The 26,616-nt window shown below is 75.7% G+C and carries 24 protein-coding genes and 1 tRNA gene; 16 read left to right on the top strand and 9 right to left on the bottom strand.

Going from position 1 to position 26,616, the window contains the following annotated elements:
• Positions 1–38: 38 nt before the first annotated feature.
• The 3 genes from rsfS to FKM96_RS16025 all read left to right on the top strand — a co-directional run bounded on the left by rsfS (position 39) and on the right by FKM96_RS16025 (position 1,286).
• Positions 39–434, top strand: coding sequence for a ribosome silencing factor (gene rsfS, locus FKM96_RS16015; protein ID WP_147796072.1), 396 nt, complete (start codon positions 39–41; stop codon positions 432–434).
• Positions 431–1,126 carry a histidine phosphatase family protein gene (locus FKM96_RS16020; protein ID WP_147796073.1) on the top strand — a complete coding sequence of 232 codons (696 nt, stop codon included), beginning with the start codon at positions 431–433 and terminating at the stop codon, positions 1,124–1,126. The genes rsfS and FKM96_RS16020 overlap by 4 nt, the downstream gene beginning before the upstream one ends.
• Positions 1,127–1,213: 87 nt before the next feature.
• Positions 1,214–1,286, top strand: a tRNA-Ala gene (locus FKM96_RS16025).
• Positions 1,287–1,371: 85 nt separating this feature from the next.
• On the opposite strand, the gene FKM96_RS16030 is transcribed toward FKM96_RS16025, so the two are convergent.
• The 3 genes from FKM96_RS16030 to FKM96_RS16040 are packed head-to-tail and all read right to left on the bottom strand — an operon-like array spanning position 1,372 to position 6,211.
• Complete coding sequence (locus FKM96_RS16030) at positions 1,372–3,339, bottom strand: YjhG/YagF family D-xylonate dehydratase (RefSeq protein ID WP_147796074.1); 1,968 nt, start codon at positions 3,337–3,339, stop codon at positions 1,372–1,374.
• The gene (locus tag FKM96_RS16035) at positions 3,336–4,229 is read right to left on the bottom strand and encodes a dihydrodipicolinate synthase family protein (protein ID WP_147796075.1); all 894 of its coding nucleotides are present in this window, start codon (positions 4,227–4,229) and stop codon (positions 3,336–3,338) included. The genes FKM96_RS16030 and FKM96_RS16035 overlap by 4 nt, the downstream gene beginning before the upstream one ends.
• 5 nt (positions 4,230–4,234) lie before the next feature.
• The gene (locus FKM96_RS16040; RefSeq protein ID WP_168217005.1) at positions 4,235–6,211 is read right to left on the bottom strand and encodes a right-handed parallel beta-helix repeat-containing protein; all 1,977 of its coding nucleotides are present in this window, start codon (positions 6,209–6,211) and stop codon (positions 4,235–4,237) included.
• Positions 6,212–6,366: 155 nt separating this feature from the next.
• On the opposite strand from FKM96_RS16040, the gene FKM96_RS16045 reads away from it, so the two are divergent.
• On the top strand, positions 6,367–7,407 hold the full coding sequence (locus FKM96_RS16045) for a LacI family DNA-binding transcriptional regulator (RefSeq protein ID WP_147796076.1): 1,041 nt from the start codon (positions 6,367–6,369) through the stop codon (positions 7,405–7,407).
• A gap of 30 nt (positions 7,408–7,437) precedes the next feature.
• Here FKM96_RS16045 and FKM96_RS16050 read toward each other — a convergent pair whose 3' ends face one another.
• The gene (locus tag FKM96_RS16050; RefSeq protein WP_147796077.1) at positions 7,438–8,475 is read right to left on the bottom strand and encodes a LacI family DNA-binding transcriptional regulator; all 1,038 of its coding nucleotides are present in this window, start codon (positions 8,473–8,475) and stop codon (positions 7,438–7,440) included.
• 188 nt (positions 8,476–8,663) lie between these two features.
• Between FKM96_RS16050 and FKM96_RS16055 the strand changes: the two genes are divergently transcribed.
• From FKM96_RS16055 to FKM96_RS16070, 4 genes are read left to right on the top strand one after another with little or no spacing between them, the layout of a single operon-like run.
• A complete protein-coding gene (locus FKM96_RS16055) occupies positions 8,664–10,304 on the top strand; it encodes a beta-xylosidase (protein WP_147796078.1) in 1,641 nt (546 codons plus the stop codon).
• Positions 10,305–10,331: 27 nt separating this feature from the next.
• Positions 10,332–11,642: an extracellular solute-binding protein gene (locus FKM96_RS16060; protein ID WP_147796079.1), complete on the top strand. Its 1,311-nt coding sequence runs from the start codon at positions 10,332–10,334 to the stop codon at positions 11,640–11,642.
• A gap of 10 nt (positions 11,643–11,652) precedes the next feature.
• Positions 11,653–12,792 carry a carbohydrate ABC transporter permease gene (locus FKM96_RS16065; protein ID WP_147796080.1) on the top strand — a complete coding sequence of 380 codons (1,140 nt, stop codon included), beginning with the start codon at positions 11,653–11,655 and terminating at the stop codon, positions 12,790–12,792.
• A complete protein-coding gene (locus FKM96_RS16070; protein WP_371300438.1) occupies positions 12,789–13,841 on the top strand; it encodes a carbohydrate ABC transporter permease in 1,053 nt (350 codons plus the stop codon). The genes FKM96_RS16065 and FKM96_RS16070 overlap by 4 nt, the downstream gene beginning before the upstream one ends.
• Here the strand turns inward: FKM96_RS16070 and FKM96_RS21690 are convergent.
• Both FKM96_RS21690 and FKM96_RS16080 read right to left on the bottom strand, forming a co-directional pair.
• Positions 13,784–13,993: a hypothetical protein gene (locus FKM96_RS21690; RefSeq protein WP_246855426.1), complete on the bottom strand. Its 210-nt coding sequence runs from the start codon at positions 13,991–13,993 to the stop codon at positions 13,784–13,786. The two genes, FKM96_RS16070 and FKM96_RS21690, sit on opposite strands and share 58 nt — an antisense overlap.
• An 824-nt stretch (positions 13,994–14,817) precedes the next feature.
• A complete protein-coding gene (locus tag FKM96_RS16080; protein ID WP_147796081.1) occupies positions 14,818–15,540 on the bottom strand; it encodes a hypothetical protein in 723 nt (240 codons plus the stop codon).
• Positions 15,541–15,716: 176 nt separating this feature from the next.
• Between FKM96_RS16080 and FKM96_RS16085 the strand changes: the two genes are divergently transcribed.
• From FKM96_RS16085 to FKM96_RS16100, 4 genes are all read left to right on the top strand, one after another.
• Positions 15,717–16,934 carry an amidohydrolase family protein gene (locus FKM96_RS16085; RefSeq protein WP_210417287.1) on the top strand — a complete coding sequence of 406 codons (1,218 nt, stop codon included), beginning with the start codon at positions 15,717–15,719 and terminating at the stop codon, positions 16,932–16,934.
• A 54-nt stretch (positions 16,935–16,988) separates the two neighbouring features.
• Positions 16,989–17,849, top strand: a complete 861-nt coding sequence (locus FKM96_RS16090) for a hypothetical protein (protein ID WP_147796082.1) — start codon at positions 16,989–16,991, stop codon at positions 17,847–17,849.
• A 32-nt stretch (positions 17,850–17,881) separates the two neighbouring features.
• Positions 17,882–18,418, top strand: coding sequence for a GNAT family N-acetyltransferase (locus FKM96_RS16095; protein WP_147796083.1), 537 nt, complete (start codon positions 17,882–17,884; stop codon positions 18,416–18,418).
• Positions 18,419–18,481: 63 nt separating this feature from the next.
• Positions 18,482–19,336 (top strand): NAD(P)-dependent oxidoreductase, encoded by an 855-nt coding sequence (locus tag FKM96_RS16100; protein WP_147796084.1) that lies wholly within the window; start codon positions 18,482–18,484, stop codon positions 19,334–19,336.
• A gap of 213 nt (positions 19,337–19,549) precedes the next feature.
• On the opposite strand, the gene FKM96_RS16105 is transcribed toward FKM96_RS16100, so the two are convergent.
• Complete coding sequence (locus FKM96_RS16105) at positions 19,550–21,478, bottom strand: M48 family metallopeptidase (RefSeq protein WP_147796085.1); 1,929 nt, start codon at positions 21,476–21,478, stop codon at positions 19,550–19,552.
• Positions 21,479–21,572: 94 nt separating this feature from the next.
• On the opposite strand from FKM96_RS16105, the gene FKM96_RS16110 reads away from it, so the two are divergent.
• Positions 21,573–22,055, top strand: coding sequence for an NUDIX domain-containing protein (locus tag FKM96_RS16110; RefSeq protein ID WP_147796086.1), 483 nt, complete (start codon positions 21,573–21,575; stop codon positions 22,053–22,055).
• A gap of 79 nt (positions 22,056–22,134) precedes the next feature.
• On the opposite strand, the gene FKM96_RS16115 is transcribed toward FKM96_RS16110, so the two are convergent.
• Together FKM96_RS16115 and FKM96_RS16120 are read right to left on the bottom strand one after the other, a co-directional pair.
• Entirely contained in the window at positions 22,135–23,100 is a 966-nt protein-coding gene (locus FKM96_RS16115) for a glycosyltransferase family 2 protein (RefSeq protein WP_147796087.1), read from the bottom strand.
• A gap of 84 nt (positions 23,101–23,184) precedes the next feature.
• The gene (locus FKM96_RS16120) at positions 23,185–24,186 is read right to left on the bottom strand and encodes a GGDEF domain-containing protein (RefSeq protein WP_147796088.1); all 1,002 of its coding nucleotides are present in this window, start codon (positions 24,184–24,186) and stop codon (positions 23,185–23,187) included.
• 69 nt (positions 24,187–24,255) lie between these two features.
• On the opposite strand from FKM96_RS16120, the gene FKM96_RS16125 reads away from it, so the two are divergent.
• The 3 genes from FKM96_RS16125 to FKM96_RS16135 all read left to right on the top strand — a co-directional run bounded on the left by FKM96_RS16125 (position 24,256) and on the right by FKM96_RS16135 (position 26,544).
• Positions 24,256–25,260, top strand: coding sequence for a DMT family transporter (locus FKM96_RS16125; RefSeq protein WP_246855025.1), 1,005 nt, complete (start codon positions 24,256–24,258; stop codon positions 25,258–25,260).
• A complete protein-coding gene (locus FKM96_RS16130; protein WP_246855026.1) occupies positions 25,220–25,786 on the top strand; it encodes an N-acetyltransferase in 567 nt (188 codons plus the stop codon). The genes FKM96_RS16125 and FKM96_RS16130 overlap by 41 nt, the downstream gene beginning before the upstream one ends.
• 119 nt (positions 25,787–25,905) lie before the next feature.
• Positions 25,906–26,544 carry a hypothetical protein gene (locus FKM96_RS16135; RefSeq protein ID WP_147796090.1) on the top strand — a complete coding sequence of 213 codons (639 nt, stop codon included), beginning with the start codon at positions 25,906–25,908 and terminating at the stop codon, positions 26,542–26,544.
• The last annotated feature ends 72 nt before the right edge of the window (positions 26,545–26,616 follow it).

Raw genomic sequence — 26,616 nt, forward strand, 5'->3', positions numbered from 1 at the left:
GCAGCACCCGACCCACCCGAACCACCCCGAGGAGACCCGTGTCGGCCACCGACCGCGCGATCGAGCTCACCGTGGCGGCGGCCCGCGCCGCCGCCGACCTCAAGGCCCAGGAGATCATCGCCCTGGACGTCAGCGGGCAGCTCGTGCTGACCGACGCGTTCCTGATCGCCTCCGGCACCAACGAGCGGCAGGTCGGCGCCATCGTCGACGCCGTCGAGGAGTCGCTGCACAAGCTCGGCGCCAAGCCGCTGCGCCGCGAGGGCAAGTCCGAGGGCCGCTGGGTGCTCATCGACTTCGGCGACGTCGTCGTGCACGTGCAGCACGCCGAGGACCGCACGTACTACGCCCTCGAGCGGCTGTGGAAGGACTGCCCCGTCATCGAGCTGCCGGCCGACGTGCACGGGACGCCCGAGGGCGACGGGGCGGGGGAGTGACCGCCGGGCGCGTCGTCCTCTGGCGGCACGGGCGCACCGCGCACAACGCCGCGGCGCGCCTGCAGGGTCAGTCGGACATCCCGCTGGACGACGTGGGCGTCTGGCAGGCCGAGACGGCCGCGGCCGCCCTCGCCAGCCGGTACGCCCCGACGCGGATCATCGCCTCCGACCTCGGCCGCGCGCGGTCGACGGCCGAGGCGCTGTCCGCGCGCACCGGCCTGCCCGTGCACACCGACCCGCGGGTCCGGGAGCGGTCGTTCGGCGACTGGGAGGGCATGACCTCGGCGGAGATCGCCGAGCGCTGGCCCGAGCAGCACGCCGCCTGGCGCGCGGGCCGCGAGCCGGAGCGCGTGGGCGCCGAGACCCGCGCCGAGGTCCAGGCCCGCATGGTCCGGGCGATCGAGGACCAGGCGGGCGCGCTCGAGGCCGACGACACCCTGGTCGTCGTGTCGCACGGCGCCGCGATCACCCTCGGCCTGGTCGGCCTGCTCGGCCTGCCGGCGGAGTGGAAGGGCGTCTCCGGCATGTCGAACGCCCACTGGGCGGAGGTCCAGCCCGGCCGCCCGGGCTCGGGCCTGGCGTGGCGGCTGGAGGCCCTGAACGTCGGTCCGGTGCACGCGTCGTCCGACTGGAACGCCGGCCCGGACCGCGTCGACCGCGGCCTGGACGAGGAGGTCCGCGATCCGGCCTGACCAGCCGATTCGCATCTTCCGCCAGGTTCGATTAGAGTTCAGGACGCCCGCTCAGCGGGACGGAAGACGGCCGGAAGGCCTGATCACGGGGCTGTGGCGCAGCTGGTAGCGCACCTGCATGGCATGCAGGGGGTCAGGGGTTCGAGTCCCCTCAGCTCCACAACAGAAGCGGGCGAGAGCAGAAGCTCTCGCCCGCTTCGTCGTTCCTGGGACCACGGAGGCGCTCTGGCGTGCGGGGCCCCGGCCTACCGCTCCGCCAGCGCCGCCGTCCCCGCCCGCAGCACCTCGACGATCCGGTCCACGTCGTACACCGCCCCGCCCCACGTGCCGCCGCTGGCCTCCTGCAGCACCGCCCACAGCCGGGTGTCGTCGGGCAGCTGCGGGTGCGGCGCGAGCCCGGGGTGCGGCTCCCGCGCCGCGAGCACCCGGGCGCCCTGCTCGGGGGACAGCGGGGCGTCGGCGGCCCCGACGTAGTCCACGCTGCCCTCCAGCCCGGCGACGTCGACGCGGATCCGGACCAGGTCGCCGTCCCGGAGCCGCCCGATCGGCCCGCCGGCCAGCGCCTCGGGGCCCACGTGCCCGAGGCAGGCGCCCGTGGAGACGCCGGAGAACCGGGCGTCGGTGATCAGGGAGATGTCCCGCCCGTAGCTCAGGTGCTTGAGGGCGGAGGTGACCTGGTAGGTCTCCTCCATGCCGGTGCCGAGCGGGCCGCCGCCCATGACGACCATGACGTCGCCGGGGGCGACCTCGCGCGCCTTGATCGCGGCGATCGCCGCGGCCTCGGACGTGAACACGCGGGCGGGGCCGACGTGCTCGAACACGTCCCCGTCGAGGCGCGCCGGGTCGATCGCGGTGGACTTGATGACCGACCCCTCGGGCGCGAGGTTGCCGGTGGGGAAGGCGGTCGTCGGCATGAGCCCCCGGCGGCGGGCGGCGGGCGGGCTCATGATCACGTCGTCCGGGTCGACGCCCTCCTGGTCCCGGAGGACCTGCCGCAGGCGGGCGCGGCGCTCGGAGCCGGCCCACCAGTCCAGGACGGTGCCGAGGGTCTCGCCGGTGGCGGTGAGCGCGTCGAGGTGCAGGACGCCGAGGTCGCGCAGGTGCAGCATGACCTCCGGGGCGCCGCCGGCCAGGAACATCCGGACGGTGGGGTGCTGGACGGGGCCGTTCGGCAGCACGCTGACCAGGCGGGGGACCGCGCGGTTCACGCGCAGCCAGTCCGCGACGGACGGCCGCTCCACGCCCGCGGCGTGCGCGATGGCCGGCAGGTGCAGCAGCAGGTTCGTCGAGCCGCCGATCGCCGCGTGCACCGCCATCGCGTTCTCGAACGCCTCGGGGGTGAGGACGTCCCGGGTGGTGAGCCCGAGCGCGCGCTGCCGCAGCACGGCGAGCGCCGACTGCCGCGCGACCTCGGCCCACACGGGCTCGCCGGACGGGGCGAGGGCGGAGTGCGGGAGCGCCAGGCCGAGGGCCTCGGCGACCACCTGGCTGGTGCCGGCGGTGCCGAGGAAGTGGCAGCCGCCGCCGGGGGAGGCGCAGGCGCGGCAGCCGGCCTCGGCGGCGTCCTCCAGGGAGAGCTCGCCGTTGGCGAACCGGGCGCCGATCGTCTGCACGCGCGCGAGGTCCTCGCCGCGGGTCGGGGGCAGCGTGACGCCGCCGGGCACCAGGACGGTCGGCAGGTCGTGCTGCGACGCCAGCGCCATCATCGTCGCGGGCAGGCCCTTGTCGCAGGTGGCGATGCCCAGGACGGCGGACCGGGTGGGCAGCGACCGGATGAGGCGGCGCATGACGGTCGCGGCGTCGTTCCGGTACGGCAGGGAGTCGAACATGCCGGTGGTGCCCTGCGAGCGGCCGTCGCACTGGTCGGAGACGAACGTGGCGAACGGCAGCCCGCCCTCCGCGGCGACGGTCTCCGCCGCGGCCCGCACCTGGTCGACGAGCTCGAAGTGCCCCGAGTGCAGGCCGAGCGCGATCGGCTCCCCGGACTCGGACCGCAGCCCGCCGGCGGTGGACACGATCATCACCTGCGGGCCGAGCAGGTTCGCCCGGCGCCAGCCCATGCCGGCGTTCTGCGTCATGCCGAACACGTCGCCGCTCGGCGAGTCCCGCAGCGTCTGCGCGGTCAGCGGCAGCCGCCCGGACGGCCCGTCGGCGTGCGAGCGCAGGGCGTAGATGCCGTCGTGCGGCTCGAGCAGCTGCTCCCAGGACGTCACGGCAGGTCCTCGACGGCGGCCATCAGCGCGGCGAGCGCCTCGGCCTGCTCCGGCGTCGCGGGGAGGTGCGGGGCGGTCGAGTGCGGCTCGATCCGGACACCGCGCCGCACCATGCCCTCCTTGAGCAGCGGGAAGAACGGCGCGCCGAGCGCGTACACGCCCATGAGCACGTCGATGCGGCGCTGCGCCGTGGCGATCGCCGCCGCGTCCCCGGAGTCGACGGCCCGCACGTACGCGGCGCAGTACTCGGGGTACAGGTTCGCCAGTCCGCCGATCGCGCCGGCGCCGCCGGACGTCACGACGTGGTGCAGGTTCTCGTCGAACCCGGCGAACACCCGGAAGTCCGGGAACTCGGGCAGCAGCTCGGTGAGCAGGCGCCGGGTGTGGCCGACCTCGAGCACGGTGTCCTTGTAGCCGACGACGTTCGGGTGCCGGCGCAGCAGCCGGCGGGTCACCTCGGGGCTCAGGTCGTACCCGGTGCGGGCGGGGAAGTTGTACAGGTAGAGGTCCCCGGGCACCTGCTCCGCGACCGCGGAGAAGTACGCCTCGACGACCGCGTCCTCGAGCGCGAAGTAGTACGGGCTGACGACCATGACGGCGGGCGCCCCGGCGTCGAGCGCGTACCGGCTGAGCTCGACGGTGTCGTCGACGCGGAGGCACCCGGTGCCGACGATCAGGTCGCCGCGCGGCAGCACGTGCTCGACGGCGAGGTCGATCAGCTCGCGCTTCTGCTCGGGCCGCAGGGCGAAGAACTCGCCGGTGCTGCCGAGCAGCACGATGCCGTCGACGCCGCCGTCGAGGATGTGCTCCCAGACGGCGAGGTTGCCCTCGCGGTCGAGGGTGCCGTCGGCGTGCAGCGCCGTCACGGCGGGGGCGTGGAACTGCGCCATCGCGATCACCAGACCCGGACGCGCGCGGCGCCGTCGTGGAGGAGGGCCAGCGGGCCCGGCGGGTGGGGGGAGCCGGGCTCCTTGCGGTGCCCGACCAGGTCGAGGTCCGCCACGACGGGGGTGCCGTCGGGGTGCTCGTAGGCCGCGCCGACGATCCGCACGTGCCCGAGGTCCGGGTGCACGACGTCGACGAGGGGCGCGGTGAGCGCGGCGGGCAGGTCGAGCTCCAGGTGCACCTCCGCGCCCTCGTCCACGACCCGCACGGCGGCCGGTCCCTCGACGACGCGGGCGCCGGTCTCGTGGGCGGCCGGGCGGGCGCCGTCGGCGTACGCGTTCGACCAGACGTACGCCGGCTGCCGCTCCAGGTGGAACCGCGAGTGGTCGCCCGCGCCGGTGCCGACGCCGATGCGCTCGATGTACTCCGCCCAGGACCCCGGCGCCCCGTCGTAGGCGTGCGTGCCGTTCGACTCCGGGGGGAAGTCCGGCAGCAGCATCGGGGCGTCCGCCCCGTAGACGCCGTGCCGCGCGCCGACGAACAGGTTGCCGGCGTACCGGTCGTCGCCGCCGTAGACGAACGCGTACCCGGCGACCTGCGTCGAGTGCGGCACGTGGTACGGCGTGGCCCGGTCCAGCACCGGCTGGACCCGCAGCACACCGAGCACCAGGTTGTGCAGGAACGCGGTGCCCTGGCTGAGCAGCTCGATCGCGATGGGGGAGGCCAGCACGTTGTGGTCGACGACCGCGGGCCCGTGCGCGACCTCGACGAACAGGTCCCGGATGTTGCGGTAGAGCAGGTTCCGGGTGACGCGCGCGCCCTGCGCCTGCCAGTCGAGCCAGAGCCCGAGCGTCGTGTCGTGCACGCGGTTGTGCGCGATGGTGACGTCGATCGGCGCGTGCAGCTTGATGCCGGCGATCTCGTACCCGGAGAACGCGTGCCGGGTCCCGATGTGGTGGATGTGGTTGTCCTCGATGGTGGAGAACGCGCAGCCGAGGTGGCCGACGACGCCGTTCTGCCCGCAGTCGCGGATCTCGTTGCGGCGCACGACGTGGGAGCCGACCCGCTCGCGCTCCCAGCCCTGGTGCCGGGCGGTGAACACCGCCTCGAGCTGGTACTGGTAGCCCGGCTTGTCGCCGAGGACGAACGACTCGTTGTCGCCGCTCGCCGCGTCCTTGCCGAGGGACACCCCGGCGCACGTCGAGTCGCGGATCAGGTTGTCCTCGATGACCCAGCCCCTGGCCCAGCGCGGCCCGATCAGCCCGAGCTGGTCCGCCGTGGGCGGGGCCCACGGGGTCGCGGCCTGCGCGAGCTCGAACCCGCGGACGGTGACGTAGTCGACGTGGGCGCGCTCGGGGGTGAACACCGACGGGCGGACGTTGACCTCGACCAGCTCGGCGGTCGGGTCGGCGCCGCCGAAGTTCGCCCAGACGGTCGTGGCGTCCTCGCCGACCTCGGCGTACCAGACCAGGACGGTGCGGTCGGGGTCGACCAGCGGGGTGTCGAGCGCCGTCCACTGGTACCGGACGTGCGTGCGGCGCACGGGCCGGTCGACGGCGGCGCGGTCGTGCACCTCGTCCAGCGCCCGCCCGGCCAGGTAGACGGCCCCGCGGTGCGCGAGCGGCTCGCCGGGGCGCGTGTGCAGCCAGTCCCCGGCGACCGGCTCGTCGAACGGGTTGAAGTCCCCGAACAGGGTGCGGGGGATCTCCGTCCGCCAGACGTCGCCCCGCTCGCGCACCCAGCCGGTGACGACCTCGGCGCCGGAGATCACCACGTGCTCCCCCGGCGCCGCCTCGAACGTGATCCGGCGGTCGTCCGCGACGCCGCCGCGCGGCGGGCGCACCCACTCGCGGTAGGTGCCCGCGTGCACGCGCACGGTGTCGCCGGGGCGCGCGGCGCGCGCGGCCCGCTGGACGGTGCGGAACGGAGCGCCGGGGCTCCCGTCCGCGCGGTCGGAGCCGGTCACGGCGACGTGCAGGGTGGTCAACAGGGGCGTCCTTCGGTCGGGGCGGGCGGGGGCGCGCCGCGCGAAAGACTTTCCGCTCCGGTGCGTCGGTCTGCCGACACTAGGGCCTGTTCCGGGCGTGCGGAAGGCCAAGACGGCGCTTCCGTGGCGGAAAGACTTTCGCTACCGTGGCAGGCATGCCGACGACCGGACCCCGCAGGCCCACGCTCGAGCAGGTGGCCGGCGCCGCGGGCGTGTCCACCTCCACCGCGTCGAAGGTGCTGAACGGCCGGCCCGGGATCTCGCGGGCCACCCGGCGGCGGGTCGAGGAGGTGATCGAGTCGCTCGGCTACGCGCCGACGACCGGCCCGCGCGCGGGTGCCGCCCCGCTCGGCGTGACCGTGGTGTTCCGGACGCTGGCGGACGTGTACGCCCTGCGGGTGCTGGAGGGCGTGGTCGCCTCGGCGCGGGAGCAGGGGATCGAGGTCGTCGTCGACGTGCTCGACGCCGGCCCGCCCACCGGAGACGCGGCCCCGCTGTCGCCGGCCTGGATCCGGCGCCAGGCCGCCGGCGACCGCGCGGGGGTCGTCCTCGTCACGACGCAGCCCACGGTCGCGCAGCGCGACCTGCTGCGCTCGCTCGGCGTGCCCACCGTGCACATCGACCCCGTGAACCCCATGGACGACTCGACCGTGTCGGTGGGGTCGACCAACTTCTCCGGCGGCGTGCAGGCCACCCGGCACCTGCTGGAGCTCGGCCACCGCCGGATCGCGTTCGCGGGCGGTGCCCCGGAGTTCCTGCCCTCGGCCGAGCGGCTGCAGGGGTACCTGAGCATGGTCCGCGCCGGCGACGGGCAGGTGGACGACGCCCTGGTGCGGTCCCGCGCGCACACCTTCGAGGCCGGGCTCGCGATCGGCGACGAGCTCCTCGAGCTGCCCGAGCCCCCGACCGCCGTGTTCGCCGCGTCGGACTCGATCGCCCTCGGCGTCCTCGCGTCCGCGCAGCGGCACGGCCTGCGGCTGCCGCAGGACCTGTCCGTGGTCGGGTTCGACGACAGCTCCGCGGCGGCGTCGGCGGCGCCGCCGCTGACCACGGTGCGGCAGCCGGTGGTGGAGATGGGGCGCGTCGCGCTGCGCACGCTGCTGCAGCTGGCCCGGGGGGAGCGGGTCGACTCGCACCACGTGCAGCTGTCGACGGCGCTGGTCGTGCGGGAGTCGACGGCGCCGCCGGCGGGGTGACGTCGGGCCGGGCGGCGGCCCCGCGCCCCGTCAGGCGGGTGCCGGGCCCGTGCTGGCGCGGACGGTCAGGGACGTGGCCAGCTCGACCCGCGGGGACGCGGGGTGCCGGCCCTCCGCCATCGCGAGCACCGTCTGCACGGCCATCCGGCCCATGTCGCCGAGGTGCTGGTGCACGGTCGTGAGCGGGGGCGTCGTCCACGCCGCCTGCGGGGTGTCGTCGAACCCCGAGACGCTGAGCCGCTCCGGCACGGGCACGCCCAGCGTGTGCGCGGCGCCGAGCACGCCGACGGCGATCTCGTCGTCCGCGGCCATGATCGCCGTCGGCGGGTCTGCGGACGTGAGCAGCTCGTGGGCGTACCGGGTGCCGTTCTCCACGGTGAACTGGTCCGAGCGGACGAGGGTCGGGTCCGGTGCGATGCCCGCCGCGTCGAGCGCGGCCCGGTAGCCGTAGAGGCGCTCGCGGGCCGCGTCGGAGTCCTCGGGGCCGCCGATCCACCCGATGCGGTGGTGGCCGAGGCCGATCAGGTGCTCGGTCGCCGCGCGGGCGCCGTCCCAGTTGCTCGACCCGACGCTGACCAGGTGGCGGTCCCGCGTCCCGACCGGGTCGACCATCACGAACGGCAGGGACGCGGCGGCCGCCGCGCGGATGAGGGCGTCCGGCCGGGAGAGCGTGAGCCCGACGACGCCGCCGACGCCGACCGCGAGCAGGTCGGCCACCCAGTCGCGGGCGACCGCCGGCTGCGTGCGGGTGTCCCGGTCGGGGGCCAGCCGCGTCAGCAGGTCCACGCGCTCGTCGGTCGCGGCCGCGAGCGAGCCCTGGAACACCCCGAGGATGTACGGCGACGCCGGCAGGTCGAACACGACGGCGAGCGCACGGCGGTCGTGCGGGTGGGCCGGACCCGGTGCGGGGCGGTAGCCGATGGCGGCGACCGCCGCGAGGACGCGCTCACGGGTCTGGTCCGAGACGTCGTCGCGCCCGTTGAGCGCCTTCGACACCGTCGCCTTGGACACGCCCGCCGCCGTGGCGACGTCGGACAGGGTGGCGCGCCGCCCGGCCGCACTCGTCATGGGTCTCCCTCGATCCGAAACTGTTTCGCGATCCTACAACGGTCCTGTCACGGTGGCGGTGGGAACCGCCGGGGTGTTGCGCTCGGCGCAGTGCATCTCCTACGGTCGCCTCACGATACAGGTTGCGAAACCGTTTCGACGCCAGCGGGTGGCACCGGAGCCGCCCGCGCCGACCGAAGGAGGTCCGCGTGTCTGTCGAGGCACCGCCGTCGACCCTGCTGATCGACCACCGCCCGCCGTCCGACCTGCCGCTGCGGCACGTCTGGAGCGAGTGCCTGGGCGCGGGCCGCGCCAACGAGGCGCTCCGTGTCGACTGGCAGGACCAGTTCCGCGAGGCGGTCCGCGTCCTGGGCGCCCGCCACGTGCGGTTCCACGGCGTGTTCCACGACGACATGTTCGTGTACCGCGCCTCGAACGGCGGCGGCTTCGGCCCGCCGACGCCGTTGGCCAGCCCCGTGTACACCTACGCGTACGTCGACAAGGTGTTCGACGCGATCCTCGACGCGGGCGCCCGCCCGTTCGTGGAGCTCGGGTTCATGCCCCGCGAGCTCGCCCGGGACACCGAGACGCTGTTCTGGTGGAAGGCGCACGGCAGCCCGCCCACGGACATGGGCGCCTGGGTCGAGCTGGTCACGACGACCGTCCGGCACTGGATCGACCGCTACGGCCTGGACGAGGTGCGGCGGTGGCCGTTCGAGGTCTGGAACGAGCCCAACCTGGTCCCGCACTTCTGGACCGGCACCCGGTCCGAGTACTTCGCGCTGTACGAGGCCACCGCGCGCGCCCTCAAGGCGATCGACCCGGCCCTGCGCGTCGGCGGGCCGTCGTCGTCGGTGTTCGTCGCGGACGCCCGGTACGACGGCGAGTACCACGACAAGTCCGTCGAGGCCGCGACCGCCGAGGCCGACGACCCGGACGCGCTGCCCTGGAAGCCGGTGTGGATCAACGAGCTCATTGCGTTCTGCGCCGAGCGCGACCTGCCTCTCGACTTCCTGTCCACGCACCTGTACCCGACGGACTTCGCGTTCGACACCCAGGGCGTGGGCCGGCCCATCAGCCGGAACCGCGACGCCACCCGGGACGACCTGCTGCACCTGCGCGCGCTGCTCGCCGCGAGCCCGTTCCCGGACGCCGAGGTGCACGTCACCGAGTGGTCGACGTCGCCGTCCAGCCGGGACCACATGCACGACACGCTGTTCGCCGCGACCTACATCACCCGGGCGTTCCTGCAGTGCCAGGACCTCGCGGACTCCATCGCGTACTGGACGTTCACCGACGTCTTCGAGGAGGGCGGCGGCGGCATCGGGCCGTTCCACGGCGGCTTCGGTTTCGTCAACGAGCAGGGCCTGCACAAGCCGACCTTCCACGCGATGGCGATGCTGAACCGGCTCGGCGACCGCATCCTCGCGCAGCACGAGCACGGCGTCCTGACCGCGACCGCGGACGGTGGCGTCGCCGGGGTGTTCTTCAACTACCCGGGCTCGATGGGCGACCGGTCCGTCGGCGGCGCGACCAGCTACGCCGCCGCCCGCCGCCACCTCGGCGAGGGGCCCGCGCGCCGGGTCGCGCACACCGTGTCCGGCCTGCGACCCGGCGCCGAGTACCGCGTCGAGGTCCTCGACTGGGAGCACGGCAACGTCGCCGAGGAGTGGCACCGCCGCGGCGAGCCGCTCAACCTCAGCCGCCGCGACGTCGTCGAGCTCGCCGCGGTCGCCGACGCCCTGGACCGCCGCACCCTCGCCGTCGCCGACGACGGCGTCCTGACGATCGACCTCGAGCTGCCGGCCTGGGCCGTCGCCTCGATCAGCCCCGCTCCCACCACCCGCTGACGCGGGAGAAACCGAGAGGACCCTCACATGAGGATCACCGCGAAGTCCGCCGGCGCTGTCGCCTTCGCCGCCGCGTCCGCCCTCGCCCTCGCCGCGTGCGGCGGGGGAGGCGGCGGGGCGTCCGAGGAGGCCGGCGAGGACAACAAGCCCGACAAGCTCACCGTGGCCGCCTGGATGGACTTCCCCGCCGAGCTGCTCGACTCCTTCGAGGAGGAGACCGGCATCGAGGTCGTCGTCAACCGGTTCCCCGACGGGGCGTCGGCGCAGACGGTCCTCCGCAACGGGCTGTCCTCGGACGGCGCCGGGCTGTCGGACGTGCACCTGGTCGAGCTCGACTGGTGGACCGAGATGATGGCCGTGCCCGAGGACTGGGCCGAGCTGCCCGAGGTCCCGGACCGCTGGGTCGACTGGAAGGTCGCGCAGGGCTCGGTCGACGGCACGATCACCGGCTACGGCACCGACATCGGCCCGCTGGCCATCGCGTTCAACCAGGACATGCTGTCCGGCAGCGGGCTGGCCACCGACCCCGAGTCGTTCGGGGAGCTCATCGGCGGGGACGACGCGACCTGGCAATCGTTCCTGGACGCGGGCCGCCAGTACGTGGCGACCAGCGACAACTACTTCGTCGACTCGCTGACCAACGCGTTCCAGGCGGCGATCAACCTGCTGCCGGCCGCGTTCGAGGACCCGGAGTCGGGCCTGCCGTACGACCTCGCGGACAACACCGAGGTGAAGGACCTGTTCCTGATGTTCGCCGACGCCGCCGAGGACGACATCTCGGCCGGCATCGCGATCGGGCACGCCGACTGGGGCGCCGGGTTCCAGAACAAGCAGTGGGCGAGCGTCGTCACCCCGGCCTGGATGACCGGGATCATCGCGGAGAACGCCGACGGCGTCGACGGCTGGCGGATCGCCAGCACGTTCCCCGAGGGCGGCGGCAACTGGGGCGGCTCGTTCTTCGCGGTGCCGTCGACCGGCCCGAACACCGCCTGGGCGATCGAGCTCGCCGACTACCTGACCACCCCGGACGCGGCGATCGACTGGTTCGACGAGACCGGGCAGTTCCCGTCGCAGCTCGAGGCGATGTCCGCACCCGAGATCGCGGAGACCGAGAACCCGTTCTTCGGCGACCAGCGCGTCGGGCAGATCTACGGCGACCTGGCCGCGGCCGCGGGGGACGCGGCGGCCGGCGGGTACCGCGGCGAGAACTTCGCGGGCATCCAGACGCTGGTCACGGACGGCATCCGGCTCGTCGAGTCGGACAGCGCCACCGCGGAGCAGGCCTGGGCGTCGGTGGTCGCGGACTTCGACGCGCTCGGCTTCGAGACCGCGGACTGAGCGGCCGACCGTGTCGACCAGGTCGGCCGTCCCACCCGACGCGCGCCGCGTCGGGTGGGGGCAGCGGTTCTCGCGGTGGGACATCAAGGTCTCGCCCTACCTCTACGTCTCGCCCTTCTTCCTGCTGTTCGCGGTGTTCGGGGCCTTCCCGCTCCTGTTCAACGTGGTCGTCGCGGTGCACGACTGGCACCGCCGGGCCGGCATGGGCGACTTCGTCGGGCTCGACAACTTCACCTGGGTGCTCCGGCAGCCGCTGTTCTGGCGGTCGCTGGAGAACACGTTCTTGATCTTCCTGTGGGGCGCCGTCCCGCAGCTGGTCCTCGCGCTGCTGATCGCGGCCGTGCTGGACCAGAACCTGCGGGTGCGGACGTTCTGGCGGATGAGCGTGCTCGTGCCGTTCGTCGTCATGCCGGTCGCCACCGCGATGATCTTCGGGCAGGTGTTCGGGCAGTTCGGGCTGCTGGTGCCGAACCTCCAGGAGCTCGGCCTGCTCACGGGGTCGGACTCGCCGTTCTTCTCCGACCGGCTGCTGTCGCACATGGCCATCGGCTCGATGGTGGTGTTCCGGTGGACCGGCTACAACGCTCTGATCTTCCTCGCCGCGATGCAGGCCGTGCCCCGGGAGCTCTACGAGGCGTCCACCGTGGACGGGGCCGGCCGGCTCCGGCAGTTCTTCTCCGTGACGATGCCGAGCATCCGGCCGACGATGATCTTCGTGACGCTGACGATGACCATCGGCGGGCTGCAGATCTTCGACGAGGTCCGGCTCTACGACGGCGGAGGGACGGGCGGGGGCAAGGGCGGCGCCGACAACCAGTGGACCACCGTCGTCCTCTACCTCTACGAGCTCGGGTTCGGCGACTGGCAGGACCGCCTGGGACAGGCCGCGGCGGTCGGCTGGATCTTCGCCGTGATCATCGCGGTGTTCTCCCTGGTGAACTTCCTGCTCACCCGGTCCATCTCGTCGTCGCGGTCCCGGGCGCCGCGGGTGACCCGCGCGCAGCACCGGGCCGCCGTCGCGCGGGCGCGGGCGGTCGCCGCGGCGTCGACCCGGCCCGAGGCGGCTGCGGTCGCCGCACCCGGCAGGGACGGACCACCACCCGACGCGCCGGTCCACGACGCCGACGTCCAGGAAGGAGCGAGCCGATGAGCACCGGGTACATCGGGAACACCGCGGGCAAGGGGGCGGTGCGGTACGCGCAGAAACGCGCGGCCCGCGGCCGGCCCGTCCGGCAGCACGACACCGCGGGGCGCCGCCCCGGGTGGGCGTCGTACCTGTTCCTGCTCGTCGTCTTCGTGGTGTCGGTCTTCCCGCTGTACGCCGCGGCGATGTACGGCTCGTCGACCAGCCAGGAGATCGCCCGGGCGGTCGGCGACCTGCCGACCTGGTTCCCGACGCTCGTCCTGCTGGAGAACTTCCGGGAGGTGGTCACCGCCTCGCAGTTCAACTTCTGGACGGCGTTCGCGAACTCCGTGCTCGTCGCGGTCGCGGTGACCGCGTCGACGGTGTTCTTCTCGACGCTCGCCGGGTTCAGCTTCGCCAAGCTGACCTTCCGGGGGCGGCAGGTCCTCTACGTGACCGTGATCGCCACCATGGCGATCCCGGCGCAGGTCGGCACCATCCCGATGTTCATCATGATGAACGACTTCGGCTGGATCGACTCGCTGGCGGCTCTGACCGTGCCCACGCTGGTCACGGCGTTCGGCGTGTTCTGGATGACCCAGTACCTGCAGGAGGCGCTGCCGTTCGAGCTCGTCGAGGCGGCCCGGGTGGACGGGGCGTCGATGTTCCGCACGTTCTGGTCCATCGCGATGCCCGCGGCGCGGCCGGGCGGCCGCCACGCTGGCGCTGTTCACGTTCGTCGGGTCCTGGAACAGCTTCTTCTGGCCGTCGGTGGTGATGCGCTCGCAGCTGACCATGCCGCTCGTGGTGCCGCAGCTCAAGGGCGCGTTCACCAGCGACACCGGCCTGGTGATGTCCGGGGTGTTCCTGGTCGCGGCGCCGCTGCTGGTGGTGTTCGTGGTCGCCGGGAAGCAGCTGGTGTCCGGCGTCATGTCGGGGGCGGTCAAGGGCTGACGCCCGGGGCGGGGGCGGGTCGTGGGGCGGGGCGGGTCGCGGGGTGCCGCGGCCGCCCCGCCCGTCACACCCCGAGCTCGTCCAGCGCCCGGGCCAGCGAGCGGCGGTTCGCCGCGTCGTAGCCCGCCACCCAGTCGCCCTGGTACCCCCGGATCGGGGCCTCGATCGTCATCACCAGGCCCAGCCACATCCGGGCGAGCAGCAGCCGGGCGGCGGCACCGGGCGAGGTCACGTCCCGGGCGCCGACCAGGGCGGCGGGCAGCCCGTCCCACATCGGGTCGGCCCCGACGAGGTCCAGCAGCCGGGTCGCCCCACAGCGCGCGCTCCGGGTCGATCACGCCGAGCAGCGCCCCGGTCGCGGGGTCGACGAACAGGTTGCCGGGCCACAGGTCGGTGTGCACGAGCCGCGGCACGGTCACCTCGTCGAGCGCCCCGGCGTGCGCGGCGAGCGCCGCGCGCACCCGGTCGGCCGGGATGCCGGGGACGGCCCCGCGCTCGGCGTCCGCGAGCAGCGCCCCGACCACCGCGGTGAACGCCGCGCGCCAGGTCGTGGCCTGGAGCAGCGGCTGGTGCGGGTAGCCGAACCGCTCGCCGGTCACCGTGCCGATCCGGCCCAGCAGCGCCCCGAGGTCGGCCTGGGCGCGCGCCGCCCGCGGGTCCTCCGCCGGCGCCCCGAAGCCGGCGGCCGCCCACGGGACGCCGTCGAGGTGCGCGGCGACGACGACGTCGCCCGGCACGACCTCGCGGCTGAAGTCGGTGTGCAGCAGGGCGGGCATGAGCAGGTCGGGACGGCGGGCCGCCAGCGCGTACACCGCGGCCTCGGTGCGGATCAGGTCGCGCTCGTGGGTGAGCAGGCCGGGGGAGTCCGCGGGCGCCGTCTTCACGACGACCCGCCCGCCGCCGGCCAGCCCGACGCGGTAGGTGGTGGCGAACTGGCCGCCCTCGAGGCGCTCCGCCGTCGCGAGGGTGCCCACCGGTGCCACGAGGGCGCGCAGGGCGTCGGCGGTCAGGGTCCGGGGCGTGGCGTCGTCGGGCACGGGGAGCAGCGTAGACGGCGTGCGGGGCCCCTGACCTGGGACCCCGCACCCCGCGCGGTCGTCAGCCCCCGAGCCCGGCCCGGTCGACGCGGCGGTGGAACCGCATGCCGGCGATCCCGCCCAGCACCGCGCCCGCGAGGCTCACGACGGCCACGACCAGCAGCGCGACGATGCCACCGGTGGTCAGGTCGCCCTCGCCGACGGGGATGCGCGGGAAGCTGTCCAGCCGCCCGAGGACGTCGTACTGGTCGCCGGCCACCAGGGCCGCGACGGCCACGACGATCGCGATGACGACCGCCCACAGCCAGACGGCGAGGCCCTGCTTGGCGCCGTTGAACCGCGCCATCCGGCCCGCCACGTACCCGCCGCAGTAGTAGGCGACGAACAGGACGACCGCGAGCACGATCGCGCCGACGACCCCGATGGACGTGGGGTCGGACGCCGCCTGGTCGGCGGCCTCGCCGACGGAGGTGTCGTTCGCCACGCCCACCGCGGCTCCCGCGGCCGCGGCGACGGCCGTGAGCAGGACGGCGGTGCCGGTGGCCGTGAGCCAGCCGAAGAACGCCGAGCCGACCTTGATGCCGCCGTACTCCTCCTTCTCGCGGGCCACGACCGCCTGGCGGTCGCGGGCCCGGGCCTCGGCGACGGCCGGGGCGTCCACGGTGCGGTCGCCGTCCGGGGCGGGGGCGACGTGGGCGCCCTCGGCCGGGTGGTCGGCCGGGTGGTCGGCCGGGCGGTCGGCCGGGCGGTCGGGGGTGGTGCGGGGGTCGTCGGAGGTGCTCATCGGGGGTGCTCCTCGTCTCGGCGTCGCCCGGCGCTCGCCGGTCGACGGTCCTGGCCGGCCCGGTGCTGGGCTCGACCGGCCTCGATGCGGGCAAGGTAAGTCGGCCCGCGGGCGCGCGCGACCGCAGGGACGGGGCCGTGGCCGGGGAACCGGCGGGGCGGTGGCACCATGGCGCGGTGGCACACGACGACGCGACGCTGATCATCCGGGACGTGCGGCCGTGGGGCGGTGCGCCGTCCGACGTGGGGATCGCGGGGGACCGGATCGCCTGGGTCCGGGCGACCGGGACCGCCGAGCCCGCCCCGGGCACCGAGGTGGTCGACGGGCGCGGGCTGCTCGCGCTGCCCGGCCTGGTGAACACGCACGCGCACGCCGACAAGAGCTGGTGGGGCCTGCCCTGGCAGTCGTACGGCGGGGAGGGCGGGACGCAGGGCCGGATCGCGCACGAGCGCGCCCGCCGCGACGAGCTCGGCATCCCGAGCGCCCCCGTCGCCGAGCGGGTGCTCCGGGAGTACCTGCGCACCGGCACGACGCGCGTCCGGACGCACGTGGACGTCGACCTGGGCGTGGGTCTGCGCGGCATCGAGGCGGTCCGCGAGGCGGCCGCGGCGCTGGACGGGGCGGTCGAGCTGACCGTCGTCGCGTTCCCGCAGGACGGCGTGCTCCGGCGCCCGGGCGTCCTGGAGCTGCTGGACCGGGCCGCCGCCGCGGGCGCGGAGCACGTCGGCGGCCTGGACCCGGCGCTGATCGACCGTGACCCGGTGGGGCAGCTCGACGGGCTGTTCCGGATCGCCGCGGAGCACGGCTGCGGGCTCGACATCCACCTGCACGAGCCCGGTGACCTCGGCGCGTTCGAGATCGAGCTGGTCCTCGACCGCGTCGAGCGGGACGGGATCGCCCCGGGCAAGGTCAACGTGGCGCACGGGTTCGCGGTCGTCGACGTCGACCCGGCGCGGCGCCGCGACCTGCTGGACCGGATGGGCGCGCTCGGCGTGACGATGACGACGGTCGCGCCGGTGCGGATGCGGCAGCTGCCGCTCGCCGAGATGGACGCGACCGGCGTGCGGTTCGGGTTCGGCACCGACGGCATCCGCGACCTGTGGAGCCCGTACGGCGACGGCGACCTGCTCGGCATCGCCTGGCAGTACGCGCGCGCCGGCGGCGTGGTGCGGGACGAGGACCTGGTCCGGGTGGTCGAGATCGCGACCCGCGACGGCGCGACGTTCGTCACCGACGAGGTGCACGACCTCGTGCCCGGGGCCCGCGCGGACGTGGTGCTGCTGGACGCGGAGAACCCGATGGACGCGCTCGTGCGGCGGGTGCCGCGGGCGGCGGTCGTCGCCGGAGGCCGGGTCGTCGACCTCGCGGCGCTCGCGGCTCGCCCGTGGGAGTGACGGCGGCCCGCGGGCTTCCGTCCTGCCTGCCGCGTCAGGCACCCTGAGGGGGCGATGCGGGAGGACGAGCGGCGGCTGGACGCGGTGGGCGCCTCGTCGCGCGCCGTGTACTGGGGCGTGCTCGTGGTCAGCGGGGCGCTCGCGGTCTGCCTCGCCGTGGCAGGCGCGCGGATGCTGCTGGACCCGGACGCGCCGCGCGCCTGGGCGCCGCTCGCGAGCGCGGGCGCGCTGGCCGGCGGCGCGGTGTGGCTGGCGGTGACGTGGTCGTTCCACCGGAACTACCTGCACGTCCCGCGACCGGCGCCGCACCTCGTGCGGGTCGAGGAGGTCGGGGGCGGACCGGCGGTCGTCGTGGTGTGGCGGACGGTGTTCCGCCGGCAGCCCCTGCTCGTCTCCGTGGTCGTGGTGCTGGCGGGCGGGGCGTGGACGACCGCGCTCGTCGCGCTCGACCACTGGGCGTGGTGGGTGCCGCTGCTCGTCGTCGCGCCGGTCCTGCTCGGGCTCCCGGACCGGCTGCTCGAGCTGGCCCGCCCGCTGCGGCTGGTGCTGACCCCCGCGGGCCTCGGCACGACCGCGCTCGACGGCGACGCCTGGCTGGACTGGGACGACGTGCGCGAGATCGCGGTGGTGCAGGACGACCAGTGGGCGGTGGTGCGGGTGCTGCCCGTGCCCCGGCCGGCGTCGTGGCGGCACCGGCGGCGCGCGCGGTTCCTGCCGGTGACGGCGGTCGGCGCGCCGTGCGTCGACGTGCCCGGGCCGGCCCTCCCGGTCGACCCCTCCGCCGTGATCGCGGCGCTCGAGCACTACCGCGCGACACCGGCGGCTCGGGCGGAGCTGGCCGGGGAGGCGGGGCGGCGCCGCGTGCTGGGCGAGGTCGACCGGGGCCCGCGGGGCAGGACTCCCGAAACCCCGTGACGCCGGGCCGCGCCGCTGCGACCATCGACCCGATGACCGCCGAGCTCCGTCCCTGGACCCCCGCCGACGCGGGCGCGCTGCGCGCCGCCGTGGCCGCCGCCCCCGACCTCGTCCGGCAGACCGGCGGTGCCGACCTGTCGACGGACGCCGCCGCGGTCGAGCACATCCGCCGGCACCTCGCGCCGCGCGGGCCGGGGTCGTACGGGTTCGCGGTGGCGGTCGCCGGGCGCGCCGTCGGCCACGTCGGGATCGGCGCCGTCGACGACGTGCACGGCACCGCGTGGCTGTCCTACTGGCTCGCGGCGGAGGCCCGCGGCCGGGGCCTCGCGACCGCGGCGCTCGTCGGGGCCTCGGCGTGGGCGGTGCGCGAGCTGGGGACGTTCCGGCTCGAGCTCGGGCACCGCGTGAACAACCCGGCGTCCTGCCGCGTCGCGACCCGGGCCGGCTACCCGGCCGAGGGCGTCGAGCGGGCGAAGCTCCGGTACGGCGACGAGCGGTTCGACGTGGAGACCCACGCGCGGCTCGCGACGGACCCGGCGCCGGAGGTCGTCGGGCTGCCCGTGCGGTGACGCCGCGGCGCCGCGGGCGGCCCCGCGGTGGACGGCGCGGCCGGGCCGGGCGAGGATGCCGCCATGACCGAGACCGTCGCCGTGACCGGCGCGCTGGGCAAGGTGGGCCGCGCGGTGGTGCAGGACCTGCTCGCGCACGGGTACCGGGTGCAGGCGTCCGACGCCCAGGGCCCCTTCGGGGAGCGCGCCGGGCTGGGTGTGGACGTGCTCCGCGCCGAGCTCACCGACTACGGGCAGGCCGTCGAGGCGCTCGCGGGCTGCTCCGCGGTCGTGCACCTGGCCAACATCCCGCAGCCGGGCATGGAGTCGCCGCCCGACACCTTCAACCGCAACATGGCCGCCAACGCCAACGTGTTCCTCGCTGCCCAGCGGCTCGGGCTGCGCAAGGTCGCGTGGGCCTCCAGCGAGACGACGCTCGGGCTGCCGTTCGACGTGCCGCCGCGGTACGCCCCGGTCGACGAGGCGCACTTCCCGCACCCGACGACGACCTACGCGCTGTCGAAGGTGCTGAGCGAGGACCTCGCCGCGCAGGTGTCCGAGTGGTCGGGCATCCCGTTCGTCGGGCTCCGGCTGTCGAACGTGTTCCCTGCCGAGGCGTACGCCGGGGTGCCGTCGTTCCAGGACGACCCGGCGGCGCGGCGGTGGAACCTCTGGGGGTACATCGACGCGCGGGACGCGGCGACCGCCTTCCGGCTGGCGCTCGAGGTGGAGACGACCGGCTCGCAGAACGTCATCGTCGCCGCGGCCGACACGATCATGGACACCCCGTCCGCCGACCTGCTGGCCGCCGAGTTCCCGGGCGTGCCGGTGCGCAAGGAGCTCGGGACGCACGAGACGCTGCTGGCGATCGACGGCGCCCGGGCGCTGCTCGGCTTCGAGCCGCAGCACTCCTGGCGCGACGAGGTCACGCGGGGCTGACCTCCGGCGGTGCACGCCCGCGCGCCGCCGCGGCGAGATCGGTGGTCCGGCGCGAGATCGGTGGCTGGAAGCACCGATCTCGTGCAGAGGCACCGATCTCGGCGGGCGGCGGCGCCGTCGGCTTCGATGGGTCCCGCCCGGTTCGGTGCGTGCAGGGACCGAACTCGGCCGGGAGCACCGAGCTCGGCGCGGCGCCCTGCTGGGCGCGCCGGGTCAGGCGCGGGTCGGGGTCTTCGCGGGGGTGCGGCGCACGGACAGGACCGCTGCGGCGAGCACGGCCTCGGAGTTGTCCGCGAGCTTGTCCGCGCCGTACCGGCCCTTGAGCCGCACGGTGCCGCCGCGCTTCAGCACGAGCGTCGCCCGGAGCGGGACCTTGCCCCGGACCTTCGCCGTCGCGACCTCCTCGAACGGCAGGTAGCGGTACCGGGCGGCGAGCTCGCCGACGGACGCGCCCTCGACCAGCGCGGCGAGCCGCTTGCGCCCCGAGCCCCGCCGCGGCGCGGGCACCAGGACGAGGCCCTCGTCGAGCACGAGCACGTCGTGCCGGGCGCCGTCGACGGACATCGACGCGACACCCGCGAGCAGCGACGCCCCGAGCGCGTCGGCCTGCGCCGACTCCTGGCCCGCGCGGTCCACGTCGACGCGCAGCGCCGCGAGGTGCCGGCGCGCGTCGGCGACGGTGGCCGGGTCGGCGGCGAGCACGGCGAGCGGGCGCGGGTCGATCGGCTCGCCGGCCGGGTCGACGAGGCGGGGCCCGCCGAGCCAGGGCTGCTCCCAGCGGGCGATGCCGGCCTGGACCGCGGCGGAGCGCACGACGACCTCGAGCGCGTCGACGAGCGTGCCGGCGTCGTCGGCGTCGGTGCCGGGAGCGGGCTGCGCGGTCGGCGCGCCGACCGGGCCCGGCGCGGGCGAAGGCGCGGACGGCGCCAGGCCCAGCTCGAGCGCCAGCTCCGGCCCCCGTCCCTGCGCCACGAGGCCGAGGACCGTCGCCAGCGTCGCCCGCGGCAGGCCGGCGAGCCGCGCCGCCGCCCGGTACACGCCGTCCGCCACGCGCTGCCGGTTCCGCGTGGTGGCCGCGGCGCCGAGCGCGGGCCAGTCGAGCCGCGGCCGGTCCTCGAACCGCAGCGAGCCCTCGGCGACCATCGCGGCGGCGTCCGGGAAGCCCGGGACCAGCAGCGTGGCGCGGCGGGTGTCCCGCGCGCGGTGCACGTCGGGCATCCGGTCCATCGCGGCGATCCGGGCGGCGTGCGACGGGTGGCTGTCCCACCGGGACTGCGTCGCGTCGGGGTCCTGACGGCGCAGGTCGGCGAGCTCGTCGGAGCGGGCGGCCAGCAGCGCGTCGAAGCCGCCGAAGAACGCCGGTGCCGCGGGGGCGAGCCCGACCTCGAACGCCGGCGCGACGTAGACCCCGGTGTAGTGCGCCCAGGCGGCCGAGACGACCTCGACCTCGCGCAGGGCCTGCTGCGCGACGGCGCGCCCGGCGACGGCGACGCTGATCTCGTCGGCCTCGAGCTCCTGGCGGCGGCTGACGGCGGCGGACACCAGCATGTACAGCCAGGCGTAGCCCATCAGCAGCCACCCGACGATCGAGCCGGCCGTGGCCTGCACCGTCGCCATGACGACCGCGCGCCCGCGGTAGGCGAGCGGGCCGAGCCGGGTGTGGTTCCGCGAGTAGTGGCCGAGCTCGTGGGCGAGGACCGAGCGCAGCATCGCGACGTCGAGCCCCTGCACGAGCGGCACGCCGAGGTACATCCGGCGCCGGCCGCCGACCAGGCCGAGCAGCCGGGCCTCCTCGGACACCGCGGCGTTGACCTCCGGCACGAGGCGGATCTCGTCGGGCGCGCGGGTGTGCGCGGCGGCCGACAGCTCGCGCACGACGGTCCACAGCTCGGGCGCGGACTGCGGCGGGACCTCGACGCCGTGCGGCGGGGCGGCCTTCGCGCGGGCGACCTGCCACAGGGCGGAGACGATGCCGAAGACGAGCACCAGGGCGAAGATCGCGAGGTAGCCCGCGCCCCGGACGTGGTCGGTGCTGAACGCGAGCACGCTCAGCCAGCCCAGGAGGACCGCCAGGCCCACGGCGACGACGTAGAAGCCGGCGAGCATGACGAGGGACAGCGCGGCGCGCAGCGTGGTGATCATCGGCGCCGGACGCTAGCACCGGCCGCGCCGCGCGCGCCCGGTGGGACCGCCACGTCCACCCAGGTGGCGGCCCCGGGCACCTAGCATCGGGGGCGTGCCGACCCCTGACTTCGTCCTCGACCTCCGCGCCCGCATCGGGCACGACCTGCTCTGGCTGTCGGGGGTGAGCGCCGTCGTGGTGCGCCCCGACGCCGACGGCCGCGACGAGGTGCTGCTGGTCCGCCGGGCCGACGACGGCGCCTGGACGCCGGTCACCGGGATCATCGACCCGGGCGAGGAGCCGGCGGTCGCGGGCGCCCGCGAGGTGCTCGAGGAGACCGAGGTGGTGGCGGTCGCGGAGCGGCTGGCGTGGGTGCACACGCTGCCGCCGATGGAGTACGCCAACGGCGACCGCTCCCAGTACCTCGACCTGACGTTCCGGTTCCGCTGGGTGTCGGGGGAGCCGGGACCGGGCGACGGCGAGAACACCGAGGCGCGGTGGTTCCCGGTGGACGCGATGCCGGCGATGTCGGACGAGATGGTGGCGCGGGTCGCGCACGCACTGGCGCCGGAGGGCCCGACCCGCTTCGTCGTCTGACGCCGGGGCTCCTGATCGCCACCCGATCGTCGCGCTGCCACCCGATCGATCGGGTGCCGGCGCGAGAACCGGGTGGGGTTCAGGACGGGACGCGGCGGCGCGTCGCGCGGCGCAGGGCCAGCAGCTCCCGGTGGAACGCGACCCGGCGGCGCAGGCGCAGCAGCTCCTCGTCGACCTCGGCGCCCGCGCCGCCCGGGCGGCCCGCGCCGGCGAGCGCCGCGCGCAGCCGCCGCCCCGCCAGGAGCCCCCACGTCACCGCCAGCTTCGCCGCCGACTCCGCCGCGGCCGGCCGCTTCCCGAGCAGGTGGTGCGCGAGGTACGCCTCGCCCCGCCCGCGCCCGGTGGCCTGCCGCGCGAGCCGCGCGGGGTCGAGGCGCTCGGGCTCGGGGTGGTGCTCGACGGTCGCGCCGGCGACGGCGCCCTGCCGGAAGCCCGCGGCGAGCACGTCGAGCCGGAACACGGTGTCCTCGGCGCCGGGGTAGCGGGCGGTGCCGAGCGACTCGTCGAACGGGACGGCGTCCAGCACCGCGCGGGTGGTGCCGATGCTGGCGGCGGCGAACTCGCGGCCGACGGCGGGCGGCTCGGGCACGACGGCGAAGTAGGCCGACGCGAGCGCGGGGCTCAGCCACGGCCGGTCCAGGTGCGGCGCGAGGGCGACGGACCCGCCGACCAGGTCGGCCTCCCCGCGACGCAGCGGCTCGGCCATCCGCCGGACCCAGTGCGGCGGGACGTGCACGTCGTCGTCGGTGAACAGCACGACCGGCGCGGCCGCCGCGGCGACGCCCGCGTTCCGTGCGCGGGCGATGCCGGGGCGCGGCTCCGCGACCACGCGCAGCCGGGGGTCGCGACGGGCGGCGTCCGCGAGCACCGCGGGGGTCGCGTCCGTCGAGCCGTTGTCCACGACGACGACCTCCGCCGGCAGGTCGGCCCGCGCGGCCTCGTCGAGCGCCGCGCCGAGGTGGTCCAGCGTCGGGCGCAGCCGGCCCGCGCCGTCGCGGGTGCAGACGACGACGGTCACCTCGGGCGTGCCGGGTCCGGCCCCCATGCGCCTGCTCCGCTCGGTCCGTGCCTCGGGCGGTCGGCCCCCACCCCGGTGCAGTATGCGACCGGCGGGGCCGCCCGCGGAAGGTCAGCGGCCCTGGTGGGGGAGCGGGTCGGGGCGCGGGTCGGGGCGTGGGTCCGTCGGCCGGCGACCGACGTGCCGGTCCCGCTTGGCCCCGTACAGCGCGACGTCGGCGCGGGCGAGCAGGTCGCGCACGGTGTCGTCGGGGCGGGCGTCGGCGATCCCCGCGCTCCACGGGGTCGCGCAGCGGGTGCGCGCGTCGGCGACCCAGCGCTGCGCCGCCGTGGCGTCGAGGCCGGGCAGCACGACCACGAACTCGTCGCCCCCGACCCGGCCCACCACCGCGCGGCCCGCCGCCGGTCCCCGCCAGGAGGCGACGAGCTCGACCAGCACGTCGTCGCCCGCGAGGTGGCCGCGGGTGTCGTTCACGGCCTTGAAGTCGTCGACGTCGGCGGACACGACGGCCAGCGGTGCCCCCGTCCGGCGGGCCTCGCGCAGCCGGGTCTCCAGGCGCTCGAGGACGGCGGCCCGGGTCAGCGCGCCCGTGAGGTCGTCGGTGGTCGCGTGCCGGCGGAGCCAGTGCGTGACGTTCCCGAGCAGCGACGTGCTGGCGACCGTCATGATGACGACGACCAGCCAGGTGAGCGCGTGGAACGGCGCGGGCGCCAGCACCATCCCGACGGTCACGGCCGCGATCGCCTCGGCGACGAGCAGCGCGGCGACCCGGGTGCGGAACGCGTAGGCCGCGTACTGCGCGGCGGTCATCACGCCGATGGACAGCACGACCAGCCCTTCCGCCGTCTGGCAGGACGCGAGCAGGACGCCCGCCCCCAGCAGGCCCACCGCCAGCGCGGCGGGCATCGTCCAGCGGCGGGCCGGCAGCGCGAGCACGCCGACCGCCAGCGCCCCGAGCAGCCCGGACGCCGCGAACCACAGGCCCACCGGCGACCGCGGGCTCAGCGGGAACAGCCCGCCGCCGAGGACGAGCACCGCCATGAGCCCCAGCGCGCAGGCCAGGTGGGCCCGGGTCGCGTAGAGCCGGGGTGCCCGCGCCTCGGACCTGCCCATGCCGAGGGTGTCGGCACGCGCGCCGCCGGAGATGACCGGGCGGGCGGGTGAGCCGCGTATCCTCCGCGGGTGCCTCTCCCCGCCCGCACCGGACCCGTGCTCGCCCTCGTCGGGGCCACGCTGTTCTGGGCCGGGAACTACGTGCTGGGCGCGGTCGCCGTGCAGGAGATGACCCCGGTGAGCCTGACCGCGCTGCGCTGGGCGCTCGCGGCCGTGCCGCTCGCCGTGATCGCGCAGGTCGTGGAGCGGCCGGACTGGCGCGCGGTGCTGCGCACCTGGCCGCGGCAGGTCGTCCTCGCGCTGCTCGGCATGGTCGGGTACGCCCTGTTCGTCTACACCGCCCTGCAGCACACCTCGTCCGTGAACGCGTCGCTCGTGAACGCGCTGAACCCGGCGCTGATCGCGCTGCTCGGCGCCGCCGTGGTGCGCCGGGCGCCGTCCGGGCGCGCCGTGGCCGGGATGCTGGTCGGGCTGGTCGGCGTGCTGGTGGTGCTCACCGGCGGCCGGCTCGGCGCGCTGACCTCGCTGGAGCTCAACGTCGGCGACCTGCTCATGGTCGGGGCGATCGTCGTGTGGAGCGTGTACACGATCGGCGGGCGCGGGCTGGCGGGGGTGCCGCCCATCGCGTCGACCGCCGTGCAGGCCGCGATCGCCGCCGTGGTGATGGCCCCGTTCGCCGCGACCGGGCACGTGCACTGGCCGTCGGGCCGGGAGGCCACGGTCGCGCTGGTCGTCATCGCGGTGCTGCCGTCGGTGGGGTCGTACCTGCTCTGGAACCTGGCGCTGCGCCGGGTGCCGCCCGCCGAGGCCGGGTCGTACCTCAACCTGATCACGGTGTTCACGGTGCTGATCAGCGCCGCCACGGGGTACGCGCTCGGCGCGGCGCAGGTCGTCGGCGGGGTGCTGGTGCTCGGCGGGGTGCTGCTGGTCCGGGACCGCGCGCCGCGCGCCGCGTCTCCCACCGCGTCGGACCCGGCCGGTAGGGTCGCTGGCCATGCGGGTGAGACCGTTCGCGACGTGCGACCTGCCGGGGATGTACCGCGTGTGCCTGCTGACGGGCGACGCGGGGACTGACGCCACGCCCGTGTACCGGGACCCCGACCTGCTCGGGCACGTGTACGCGGGCCCGTACCCGGTCGCAGACCCGTCGCTGACCTGGGTGGTCACCGACGAGGACGGCGTCGCCGGCTACGTCGTCGGCACCGCCGACTCCCAGGCCTTCGCCCGCTGGCAGGAGGAGGCGTGGTGGCCCGCGCTGCGGGAGCGGTACCCGCGGCGCCCCGAGGTCGCCGGCTACCGGGACCACGAGCTGCTCGGCACCGTGCACGACGGGGGCCGGTACGACCCCGCGGTCACCGACCGGTACCCGGCGCACCTGCACATCGACCTGCTGCCGCGTGCCCAGGGCCGCGGCCTCGGGCGGACGCTGATCGAGACGCTGGCCGGGGCGCTGCGCGAGCGCGGCGTGCCCGGGCTGCACCTCGGGGTGGCCGAGCAGAACGCCGGGGCGATCGCGTTCTACGACCGGGTCGGGTTCCGGCAGGTCGAGGCGCACGCGTGGGGCCGGACGCTCGGGATGGACCTCGGCGCGGCGGCCTGATCCCACCCGCGCGCCGCGTCCGCGCCCGGTTCCGCCGCGCGCGGGGGCCGGTCGCGTACCGTGACCCGCAGCGGACCAGCGGCGGGACCCCCGCCGGGCGCCGGCGCGAGGAGGGCGTGGTGAGCGACACCGGGTACGGCGACTTCGAGTTCGAGCGCCGGTTCTTCGTGCGGACGCCGCCCATGGAGCTGCTGTCCGAGCCCGACCCGGTGCTCATCGTGCAGTCGTACTTCCTCGCCCAGGACGGCTACGCGCTCCGGCTCCGCGTGCAGGCCTCCGGGCTGCGGCTGCCGCTCGGCCCCGACGCCGACCCGCTGGACGTTCTCGAGGAGGTCGGCGACCGGTTCGAGTTCTGCGCCGTCACGCTCAAGGGCCCGATGAACGTCGGCACCCGGTACGAGGCCGAGCGGGAGATCGACGTCGTCGTCGGCACCGAGATGATCCGCCGCGGCGGGCACCGGATCGTGAAGAACCGGTACTCCGTGTGGCTGGGCGCCGACGGCTGGGTGGTCGACGTGTTCGGCGGGGCGAACGCGCCGCTCGTCGTCGCCGAGTGCGAGCGCTCGGGCCCGGTGACCGACCTGCAGATCCCGGCGTTCTGCGAGTCCGAGGTCACCGACGACGCCCGGTTCGCGAACGACGGCCTGGCGCGGGTGCCGTACCGCGGCTGGGCGGGGGACTACGAGGCGGAGCTGCGCGAGCGCGGGCCGCGGTTCCTCACGGACTTCGGCCGCAACGACCTGCAGCGCCGGGGCTGACGGCTCGGACCCCCGCACGACCGGCGCCCGGTCGTGCGGCCCCTGCGCGCCCGGATGTCGACGTGTGTCTCG

Origin of the sequence: Cellulomonas sp. Y8 (assembly GCF_008033115.1) — a bacterium.
Taxonomy (GTDB): domain Bacteria; phylum Actinomycetota; class Actinomycetes; order Actinomycetales; family Cellulomonadaceae; genus Cellulomonas.